The 9,421-nt window shown below is 74.2% G+C and carries 10 protein-coding genes; 4 read left to right on the top strand and 6 right to left on the bottom strand.

Features of this window, described 5'->3' with window-relative positions; all coding sequences use genetic code 11:
* Positions 1–4: 4 nt before the first annotated feature.
* Genes M8542_RS13645 through M8542_RS13620 form a run of 6 tightly spaced genes read right to left on the bottom strand, consistent with a single transcriptional unit; the run spans position 5 to position 5,494 of the window.
* Positions 5–211 (bottom strand): MbtH family protein, encoded by a 207-nt coding sequence (locus tag M8542_RS13645; protein ID WP_257920488.1) that lies wholly within the window; start codon positions 209–211, stop codon positions 5–7.
* Complete coding sequence (locus tag M8542_RS13640) at positions 208–1,512, bottom strand: MFS transporter (RefSeq protein ID WP_257920487.1); 1,305 nt, start codon at positions 1,510–1,512, stop codon at positions 208–210. The genes M8542_RS13645 and M8542_RS13640 overlap by 4 nt, the downstream gene beginning before the upstream one ends.
* A complete protein-coding gene (locus tag M8542_RS13635; RefSeq protein ID WP_257920486.1) occupies positions 1,509–2,762 on the bottom strand; it encodes a glutamate synthase-related protein in 1,254 nt (417 codons plus the stop codon). Before M8542_RS13635 ends, M8542_RS13640 begins: the two co-directional genes overlap by 4 nt.
* Entirely contained in the window at positions 2,759–3,742 is a 984-nt protein-coding gene (locus tag M8542_RS13630) for an asparagine synthetase A (RefSeq protein ID WP_257920485.1), read from the bottom strand. Before M8542_RS13630 ends, M8542_RS13635 begins: the two co-directional genes overlap by 4 nt.
* A gap of 28 nt (positions 3,743–3,770) precedes the next feature.
* On the bottom strand, positions 3,771–5,012 hold the full coding sequence (locus tag M8542_RS13625) for a methylaspartate mutase (protein WP_257920484.1): 1,242 nt from the start codon (positions 5,010–5,012) through the stop codon (positions 3,771–3,773).
* Positions 5,009–5,494 carry a cobalamin B12-binding domain-containing protein gene (locus tag M8542_RS13620; RefSeq protein WP_257920483.1) on the bottom strand — a complete coding sequence of 162 codons (486 nt, stop codon included), beginning with the start codon at positions 5,492–5,494 and terminating at the stop codon, positions 5,009–5,011. The genes M8542_RS13625 and M8542_RS13620 overlap by 4 nt, the downstream gene beginning before the upstream one ends.
* Positions 5,495–5,904: 410 nt before the next feature.
* Here M8542_RS13620 and M8542_RS13615 point away from each other — a divergent pair, with 410 nt between their 5' ends.
* The 4 genes from M8542_RS13615 to M8542_RS13600 are packed head-to-tail and all read left to right on the top strand — an operon-like array spanning position 5,905 to position 9,413.
* Positions 5,905–8,760 carry a type 2 lanthipeptide synthetase LanM family protein gene (locus M8542_RS13615; RefSeq protein WP_257920482.1) on the top strand — a complete coding sequence of 952 codons (2,856 nt, stop codon included), beginning with the start codon at positions 5,905–5,907 and terminating at the stop codon, positions 8,758–8,760.
* A gap of 37 nt (positions 8,761–8,797) precedes the next feature.
* Complete coding sequence (locus M8542_RS13610) at positions 8,798–8,977, top strand: hypothetical protein (RefSeq protein ID WP_257920481.1); 180 nt, start codon at positions 8,798–8,800, stop codon at positions 8,975–8,977.
* 42 nt (positions 8,978–9,019) lie between these two features.
* A complete protein-coding gene (locus M8542_RS13605) occupies positions 9,020–9,196 on the top strand; it encodes a hypothetical protein (protein WP_257920480.1) in 177 nt (58 codons plus the stop codon).
* A gap of 43 nt (positions 9,197–9,239) precedes the next feature.
* Positions 9,240–9,413, top strand: a complete 174-nt coding sequence (locus M8542_RS13600; protein ID WP_257920479.1) for a hypothetical protein — start codon at positions 9,240–9,242, stop codon at positions 9,411–9,413.
* The last annotated feature ends 8 nt before the right edge of the window (positions 9,414–9,421 follow it).

Here is a 9,421-nt window from a genome sequence, read left to right as displayed (position 1 = left end):
AGGGTCAGCGCATCGCGGCGACGAGGCTCGCCGGGCGCAGGTCGGTCCAGTGCTGCTCGACGTACTCGAGGCAGGCGGCGCGGGTGTCCTCGCCGTGCACGGTCCGCCAGCCCGCCGGGACGTCCACAGTGGACGGCCAGAGCGAGTGCTGGTTCTCGGCGTTGACCAGGACGAGGAAGGTGCCGTTCTCGTCTTCGAAGGGGTTGCTCATGGTTTCTTCTCCTCTGTGAGGGCGGCCCGGCCGAGTGCCGGGGTGGCGACGAGCAGGGCGAGCGCGACGAGCGCGACCGCGGCGTGGGCGAGCATGGTGAGCGGGACGCCGATCGCCTCGACCAGCACGCCGATCAGCAGGTTCCCGACCGGGGTGGCGGCGAGGGTGAACAGCGCGAGGATCGACATCACGCGCCCCCGCATTTCCGGGGTGGCCCACCGCTGCGCGAGGCTGACGAGCACGAGCGCGGTGAGCCCGGCGACGAGGCCGAGGGTGAAGAAGGCGGCGATCCCGACGACGAGCGACCCGGTGGCCAGCAGCGCGAGACAGCCGACCTGCGCGGCGAGCCCGGCGGTGGCGAGCCGGCCGGCCTTCTCCCGGGGTGGCCACTTGACCGACACGACGAAGGCGAGCGAAGCGCCGAGCGTCATGGCGGTGAGGAGCCAGCCGGCGCCGCGGTTCCCGCCGAGCAGGACGAGCCCGAGGTTGATCGGCCCGGCCCCGCTGAGCTCGAGCAGCCCGGTGACGATCATGGCGGTCCGCAGCGCGGGCCGGCTCGCGACGTACCGGCAGCCTTCGCCGACGTCCTTCGCGAGCTGCCGGACCTTGACGCGCTCCCGGGGTTCGTTGCTGGTCAGCGTCTTGGTGTTCCCGGCGGCGAGGGCGGAGACGAGAAAGCTGACACCGTTGACGACGGCGACGGTGACGAGCCCCCCGAGCCCGGCCAGCCACGACCCGAGCGCCCCACCCGCCGCCTGTCCCCCACGCACTCCGGCCAGGTAGACGGCGTTGCCCCGCACGAGGTGTTCGGGCGGCAGCAGGTTCGGCCGCAGTGCGTCGGAGGCCGGGATGAAGAAGGCACTGGCGACGGCCATGACGACGATCAGCCCGGCGAGCAGCGGAACGGAGGGTCCGGCCAGCAGCACGGCGGCGGCTCCGCCGAGCATGGCCCCGGCCCGGACGAGATCGGTGGTGACGAGCACGCGCCGCGGCCCGGTCCGATCGGCGACCGCGCCGCCGACGAGGAGGGTGAGGACCTTGGGGAGCGAGCCCAGGGCGAGGACGACACCGGCGAGCGCGGGCCCGGCGGTGCCGACGAGCGTGACGGAGAGGGCGATGAGCCAGACCGCGTCGCCGAAGGAGGACAGTCCCATGGCCAGGACCAGGCCGAGGAAGGGGGTGGGAAGGGCTCGCGATCCGGCCGCAGTAACCGCCGTCTTGGGCTCGGCTGCCGCGGCACCGGTTCCAGCGCCGGCCGACCCGGACTTCGCCGCCGCGCGCGGTTCCTCCACCGCCGTCACGACAGCACCTCTTCCGCCACCCGCGCCGGCGCCCCCGGGAACCACACGTCCTCCCGCGTCAACGCATCCGCCTGGTACAGACCCAGCGCGCTGATCAGCATCCGCAGCTCCAACGCCAGCGCCTCCACGAACCGCACCAGCCCGAAATCCGGGTCCGTGTCCACCGCCAGCAACGCCGCCCGGCCCAGCCCGGCCGCCCGCGCGCCCAGCGCCAGCACCTTGGCGACCCGCGTGCCTTCCCACATCCGGCCCGAAGCCAGCAGGCAACCCGCCGGCGTGCCGATGCGGGACAGGCACTCCGCCAGCGGGAGCCCGACCGAAGCGAACGACGACGGCGCCCAGCCCGAACCGCCCTCGGCGCCGTCGACGGTCACCGCGTCCGCGCCGGCTTCCCACGCCACCGAAGCCGCCGAAGCGACGTCGCGGCCCGGGGGCAGCTTCACCCACACCCCGGCGCGCGGGAAGTTGTTGCGCATCAAGCGGATCTGCTGCCGCAGGATCTCCGGCGTGAACGTCCCGGGCGAGCTGCTCCGCAGCACCGAAGCACCCAGGGGCAGATCCACCGCGTAGAGAGAAGCGAGCGAAGCGGCGGCGGACGGCGAAACCAGCGTCATCCCGCCGAGCCCGGGCTTCGCGCCCTGTCCGACCTTCAGCTCGAACGCCAGCCGCCCGGAGTCCAGCAGCGGGGCCGCCGACGGGTCCGAGTACACGAGGTTCCAGACCTCCGCGTCGGCGTCCTCCGTGCTCTGCTGCACGACCACGCCACCCAAGCCGTCCGGGATCGCGTCGCCGTACGCGCGCAGGCGCTCCAGCAGCGTGCCCGCCGACGGGCCGCCCGTCCGGCCGTGGCCGTGCACCGGCACGACGTTCTCGCCGACCACCATCGGGATCCCGAGCGCGGCCGCCTGCGCCGCGGCCGCCGCGCCGAGTCCGTCGCCCGCCACCTGCGTCGAGCCGAACGCCGACAGGTACAGCGGCAGTGAAGACGCGAACCCGCCGATCGACGTCGACAGCGAGACGTCGCCGTACAGCGGCTCGCGGCCCAGCTCGATCAGCTTCTCCAGCCGCCGCGGCACGAACACCGGCGGCACCAGCCGCGCCGACTCCAAGACGTCCGAAGACGCCGCAGTAGCCGCGCCGAACAAGGAAGTCCCGTAGGAAGAAGCCGCGGGGAACACCGCCGCGGCACCGGACCGGGCCCGCTCCCGGACCTGGTCGACGGGGAAACCGGAGGCCCGCAACTCCGTCACGGCGAGACCACCCCCGGCAGCTTCGGGAAGGCCGTCGCCTGCCACACCGCGTCCAGGCCGGCGACGTACCGGGTGAACCGCTGCACACCCAGCCCGAAGCCGGCGCTCGCGGGGATCCCGGTGCGCACCAGGTCGAGGTACCAGGCGTACTTCGCCGGGTTCTCCCCCGTCTCGCGCATCCGCGTGACGATCCGGCCGTAGTCGTGCTCGCGCTCGCTGCCACTGCACAGCTCGCCGTAGCCCTCGGGCGCGATCAGGTCGAAGTTGCGCAGCACCCCGGGCGTCGAGGTGCTTTCGCGGTCGTAGAACCCGCGCGAGCCCTTCGGGTAGTCGACCAGGAAGAACGGCCGGGCGTGCTTCTCCGACAGCATGGCTTCGCCCGCCCAGTCGATCTCGGCGTCCGCGCTCTGCGGGTGCCCGAGCTCGCGCAGCGTCTCGACGGCGGTCGCGTGCGACAGCCGGCCGAACGCGCCGCCCAGCAGGTCGGTGAACGCGCCCGAGTCGCGGCCGAGTGCCTCCAGCACGTCGCCCGCGTCCTCGACGACCCGGCGCACCACGTGCGAAACCAGGTCCTGCAGCAGGTCGAGCACGTCGTCGCGGGACGCGCCGGCGACCTCGACGTCGAGCTGGTGGAACTCGGCCAGGTGGCGGCTCGTGTTCGCCGTCTCCAACGGCTCCAGCCGCACGTTCGGCGCGACGTAGAAGATCTTCGAAAAGCCCAGCAGCGACGCCTGCTTGTAGAGGATCGCGCTGGTCATCAGCTTGTAGCGGTGGCCGTAGAAGTCGACGTCCACCTGCTTCGCGCCGCGGCCGCCCGGGTCGGTGACCGGGCCGATCACCGGCGGCAGCAGCTCGGTGAAGCCGCGGGCGCCGAGGAACGCGCGGGCCTCGGTGAGCAGCTTGTGCTGCAGGCCCAGCACGTGCCGCGTGGTCGCCGACGTCAGGTGGGTGCGCGGGTCCGGCGGATCGGTGTACTGCATGTGTCTCACTCCCAGCGGGTCGGGCGGATCAGGACAGGACCGGGTCGAGCCGTCGGCGGTGGTAGGACAGGTCGGCGAGCAGCCGGGTCGCGCTGACCCGCTCGCGGCCGCGGCGGCCGCCCAGCGCGGGCGGCAACGGCATCCGGCCGGTGTGCCACCACTGCAGGCGGCCTTCGTCGTCGAGCACGCACCGCGTTTCACCGCCGTTGTCGGGGTGCAGGCAGTAGGGGACGTCGAGCAGGCCGCGTTCGAACGCCGCCGGCAGCGCCTCGGCCAGCGTCGGGGCGAGCGAGCGCACCTCGTCGACGAGGTGCCGGGCCTGGGCGTAGACCTCGGAGTCGCCGGGCGGCGCGGCCATCGCGTGCCCCTCCAGCGCCGTGGCGTGCGCCAGCCGCAGCGCCGAGACGTTCTCCTCGACGGTCGGGATCCGGTGCGCTTCGGCGGTCGTCTTGACGATCAGCCGCTCGGTGCCGGTGCGCACCGCCAGCCGGACGCTCTCGGCGACCAGCTCCCGCGCCCCGGCCGCGGACTCGGGGAACAACCCCATGTAGGTGTAGAGCACGACGTGGTGGTCGACGCCCGCCAGTTCTTCTTCGCACAGCCGCCGCATCGCCCACAGCGCTTCGGCGTCCTGCTCGGGGCTGGTCTGCTGCGCGTAGCTGGCCGAGACGCTGCGCACGCCGTGCTCGGCGAAGAACAGGCACTCCAGCACCGACAGCGCGACGAGCAGACCCGGCGGGCACAGCTGACCGAGCATGCAGCCGCCGAAGCTCTCCAGGTGGCAGTCGACCGCTTGCCCGGCGAGCAGCGACGCCGAACGCGACCACGACTTCGCCGCCGTCCGCAGCGGCACGCTGCTGTAGGGCAGGCAGTAGGACACCGGCCCGCCTTCGGAGGCGTCGAGGCCGGCTTCGAGCATCACCGCGAAGATGTCTTCCGGCTGCGCCGAGCCGTGCCGCACCTGGACGGGGAAGCCCGGCAGGTCCGCGACGAGCTCGGCCGCGGCGGCCGGGCCCAGCGCCACCAGCGGGTAGCCGTTGAGCGGGACCCCGGACTGGACGGACATCGCGGCGAGGTCGTGCTGCCCGGTGCGGGTGTAGCTGTCGAGCGTCACGGTGCCGACCGCCGGGACACCGGCCCCGGCCACCGCGCGCAGCCCGCGGCGCATCGCGGCCGGGTCGGAGAACCCCATCCGCGGCTGGACGACGAGCGTCCGGCGACGGCGGTGCTCGGCCACGAACGCGCTGAACACCGACCGGGCAGCGGTCACCGCAAGGTCCGGATGTTCGCGGCGACGAACTCGCGGAAGGACTCGATCGCCTGGCCGGAGTCGCCGGCGCCGACGTGGAAGACCGCGTCGAAACCCAGCGCCAGCAGCTCGGCTTCGAGCGCGCTGTTCGCGTCGCCGTGGACGCCCAGCTTGCCGCCGATCACGGCGGGCAGCCCGGCCAGGACGGCGTCGGCGCGCAGTGCGGAGATCACCCGGGCGCCGTCGACGTGGCCGTGGCCGTTGACGGTGCTGAGCACCAGGCAGTCCGGCCGCTCGTCGCGGCAGGCGGTCAGCAGCCGCTCGACCGGGACGCAGGCGCCGAGGTTGACCACCTCGTGGCCCATCTCCTCCATGATCAGCTGGAGGGCGACGAGGTTCCACATGTGCGAGTCGGACTGGACGCTGGACAGGACGAACTTCAGCGGGGGCCCCGCGGACACGGCGGGCCGGTCCGGGGTCTGCTCGATCTGGAAGGTGGTCATCGTGCGTCGCTCCCTGTGCGTTCGGGGAACGTCCGCGGTGCGGGCCGCGAACTTCTCACGACGAATCGTCATCGGCCGGCGCCCGGCGCACATGGGTGCGGCGGCCCCGCATTCCCCCGCCGGTCCCGCACCGGAGCCCGCCTCGCGCGCGGGCGTCGCGGCCGCGCGCGCGAACGCGGTGTCCGGTGTGGCGGGGGTGCCCCGCATGGGGGAGGACGCCTTCGCGCCCCCAGCCGGCCCGCCCGTCGGACGGCGCAACCACGCCCGCCGAACGGCCCAGTCCCCCACTCCGCGACCAGGCGTTTCCCCACCCGAGCCCCCATGCGCCCCCAGAACGCCCCCATCCGGGGCGGGAATGCGGGCGCAGCACCCCCATGTGGCCCGCGTCACCCGCTGGCATGCTCGATCCCGTGATTCCCCCGCAGCCGAACCCGGCGACCACGACGCTCCCGCCCACCTGGTGGGCGGCCGGGCTGACCCCGCAGGAGCGGACCGGCCCGACCCGCCCCACGTGGGTCGACTTCGCCGAAGCGGCACTTTCACGTGAAAGTGCCGTCCAGGGGGCGGAGCTTTCACGTGAAAGCGACGGCTGGCGGACGGCGTTCGCCGGGGTGTTCCGGCCCTTCACCGACGCGGCCCGGGTCGCGATCACGGCTGCAGCAGCGGGTTCCTCCGCCGTCGACGCCACTTCGGTCGCGAACGGCTGCGCCGCTCAGCTCGGCCACCAGCTCGCCGGGCTCGCCGCCCGCACGCTCGTGCTGGAGCTCGGCCGGGCGCGGCACAAGGGAGTCCTCGCCGGCGAAACCGGCGAAGAGCGCTTCGCCGCCTTCGTGCGGCGGACCGGCACCACGGCGGGGCTGACCGACCTGCTGCACCGCTACCCGGTGCTCGCGCGGCTCGCCGCGCAGGCGTCGCTGCACGCCATCGCCGCGGTCACCGAGCTGCTGAGCCGGTTCGACGCCGACCGCGTCGCCCTCGCCGCGTTCGTCGGGACCGACCCCGGCGCGCTGGTCGAGATCAGCGGCGGCACCGGCGACGCCCACCAGCGCGGCCGCTCGGTCCGCGAACTCCGGTTCGCCGGAGGCGCCCGGGTGGTCTACAAGCCGCGCCCGCTCGACCTGCACACGGCGTTCACCGCGCTGGTCGGCTGGCTCAACCCGCGCGTTCCCGGCCTGGCGCTGGAGACCGTCGACGTGCTGACCCGGCCCGGCTACGGCTGGCTGCGGTTCGTCGAGCACCGGCCGTGCGGCGACCTCACCGAGGTGGACCGCTTCTACCGCCGCCAAGGTGTGCTGCTCGCGTTGCTGCACGCCCTCGACGGCACCGACGTGCACTTCGAGAACATCATCGCGGCCGGTGACCAGCCGGTGCTGATCGACATCGAGACGCTGTTCCAGCCGGTGCTGCCGGCCGGCGGCACCGACGCCGACCCGGCCGCCGACCTGCTCGCCCGCTCGGTGCACCGGACGATGCTGCTGCCGCAGATGCTCGTCGGCGAGCACGGCGCGGTCGACATCTCCGGGCTCGGCGGCGGCCGCGCGGCGGCCCCGGCGCTCGAGCGCGTCGACTGGCTCGACGCCGGCACCGACCGGATGCGGCTGGTGCGCGTGCCCGGCGGCGTCGGGACCGGCGTCAACCGGCCGACCCTCGGCGGCGTCGACGTCGAGCCGGCCGAACACGGCGCCGCGCTGCTGGCCGGGTTCCGCGCCGGGTACGACGCGATCGCCGCCGCCGCGACCGAGTTCGCCGCCCTGCTGGAAAGCTGCGCCGGCGCGGGGATCCGCGTCCTGGTCCGTCCCACCAGCTTCTACACGCGGCTGCTCGACGAGACCACGCACCCATCGCTGCTGGCCGACGCGGCCGCGCGCGACGAGGCGTTCGAGCTGCTGCACGACGACAGCACCGACGACGTCCGCCGCGCGCTGGTCGCCGCCGAGCTGACCGACCTGTGGGCCGGCGACGTCCCGATGTTCACCGGGGAGCCCGGTTCCGCCGACGTCTGGGACACCGAGGGCAACCGGCTGCCGGGCCTGCTCGGCGCCACGCCGCTGGCGTCGGTGCGGGCGAAGGTCGCCGGCATGACCACCATCGACCGCCGCGACCAGGAGTGGCTGATCTCGGCCGCGCTGGCCACCCGGCCGGCCGCCGAGACGCACACCGGGAGCGGGGTCAGCGACGGCATCCTGCCCAGCAAGACCCCGGAGCCCGCGCACCTGCTTTCGGCCGCGTGCGGGGTCGCCGACGCCATCATCGCCCGCGCCTGCACGAGCGGCGGGCGCGTCAACTGGGTCGGGCTGGAGCTCGTCGACGAGAAGTACTGGACCGTGCTGCCGATGGGCGGCGGGCTCGGCGAGGGCTACCCCGGGGTGGCGCTGTTCCTCGCGCAGCTCGCCGAGCTGACCGGCATCGACCGCTACCGGGACCTGGCCGGGAAGGCGCTTTCCGGGCTGCCGTCGCTGGTGGCCGCGCTCGAAGCCGACCCGGACCTCGCCGAGGCGGCCGGGCCGGGCGGCCTGCTCGGGCTCGGCGGCGTCGCCTACGCCGCGGCCCGGCTCGCGCGCCTGCTCGACCGCCCCGACCTGCTGGACCTGTGCGCCCGCACCGTCGCGGTGATGCCGGCCCCGACACCGCGGACGTCCCCGCGGTTCACCACCGGGCTGGCCGGCGGCCTGGTGGCGCTGCGCTCGATCGCCGGCCAGACCGGCCTCGAGCTCGCCACCGTGCTGGCCGGCGCCTACGCCGCCGAGCTCGCGAGCCGGTCCATCGACCCCGACCTCGCCGACCCCGGGTTCGCGCACGGCGCGGCCGGCGTCGACTGGGCCCTGTCCGGGCACCCGCGCGAAACCGCGACGCTGCCGCCCGCGAAGGCCGCGACCGGGCACGGCTGGTGCTCCGGCCTGGCCGGCCAGGTGCTCGCCTACGCCGGCGACCCCGACGTGCTCGGTGGGCTCGACGAGCAGGTCCGGCGCCTCGCCGCCCAGGAACCCCTGCGCGACCTGTCGCTCTGCCACGGCGAAACCGGCATCACCGACGTCCTCGGCGTGCTCGCCGAGACCGGCCACGCCGGCGCGGAAGCCGCGCTCGCCACCCGCACCGGGCTGCTGCTGACTGCCGTCGAACAGGACGGCGCGCGCTGCGGCACCCCCGACGGCGTCCCTTCCCCCGGCCTGCTGACCGGCCTGGCCGGGATCGGCTACGGCCTGCTGCGCCTGGGCTTCGGCCCCCGCGTCCCGTCCGCCCTGCTCCTGCAACCCCCGACCCGCTGATCCGGACCCGCCCCACCTCACTAGGAGAGAACAGCAGATGCGCGAAACCACGACCGAGACCGCCGAAGCCACCGTCGGCGCCCTGGTGCTCCCGCGGGCCAACCGCGCCGGCGCCCGCAACCAGGCGCTGGCGGGCACCCGGCCCCGGCTCTCCGGCGTCACGCTCGACACGCTCGGTTCGCCGACCGTCGTCACCAACGGCACCTTCGCTCTCTGACCTCTTCCCCCACCTCCCCGCACCCCAGACTGGAGCACACCCATGAGCGAGCACGACTTCACCGGCACGGACAACCCCGTCGGCGACCTGACCCTCCCGTCCTCGACCCGCACCGGGGCCCGCAACCGCGCCCTGACCGGCCGCGCCCCGAGGCTGAGCGAGGTCAACCCGAGCACCCTCGACATCACGCCGGTCTTCACCCTCGCCGTTTCCGAATAACTCCCCCTTCCCCACCGCGACTACCGAGAGTGGAGCCACCCGCATGACCGAGCACGACCTCGCCGGCACGGACAACCCGATCGGCGACTTGACCCTCCCGACGTCGGCCCGGACGGGCGCGCGCAACCACGCGTTGTCCGGCAAGGCCGCGCGGATGAGCCAGAACTCCTTGACCACGATGGACATCACGGTCGTCACGGGCGCCTTCGCCGAATAGTGAGAAGA

This window comes from Amycolatopsis iheyensis (assembly GCF_024703995.1).
GTDB lineage: Bacteria > Actinomycetota > Actinomycetes > Mycobacteriales > Pseudonocardiaceae > Amycolatopsis > Amycolatopsis iheyensis.
This window is presented reverse-complemented; position numbering and strand designations above follow the sequence as displayed.

Excerpts from the sequence above, each read along its gene's own strand:
- M8542_RS13645 (WP_257920488.1), bottom strand. The coding sequence starts at position 211 with ATGAGCAACCCCTTCGAAGACGAGAACGGCACCTTCCTCGTCCTGGTC.
- M8542_RS13620 (WP_257920483.1), bottom strand. The coding sequence starts at position 5,494 with ATGACCACCTTCCAGATCGAGCAGACCCCGGACCGGCCCGCCGTGTCC.
- M8542_RS13600 (WP_257920479.1), top strand. The coding sequence starts at position 9,240 with ATGACCGAGCACGACCTCGCCGGCACGGACAACCCGATCGGCGACTTG.
- M8542_RS13605 (WP_257920480.1), top strand. The coding sequence starts at position 9,020 with ATGAGCGAGCACGACTTCACCGGCACGGACAACCCCGTCGGCGACCTG.
- M8542_RS13630 (WP_257920485.1), bottom strand. The coding sequence starts at position 3,742 with ATGCAGTACACCGATCCGCCGGACCCGCGCACCCACCTGACGTCGGCG.
- M8542_RS13610 (WP_257920481.1), top strand. The coding sequence starts at position 8,798 with ATGCGCGAAACCACGACCGAGACCGCCGAAGCCACCGTCGGCGCCCTG.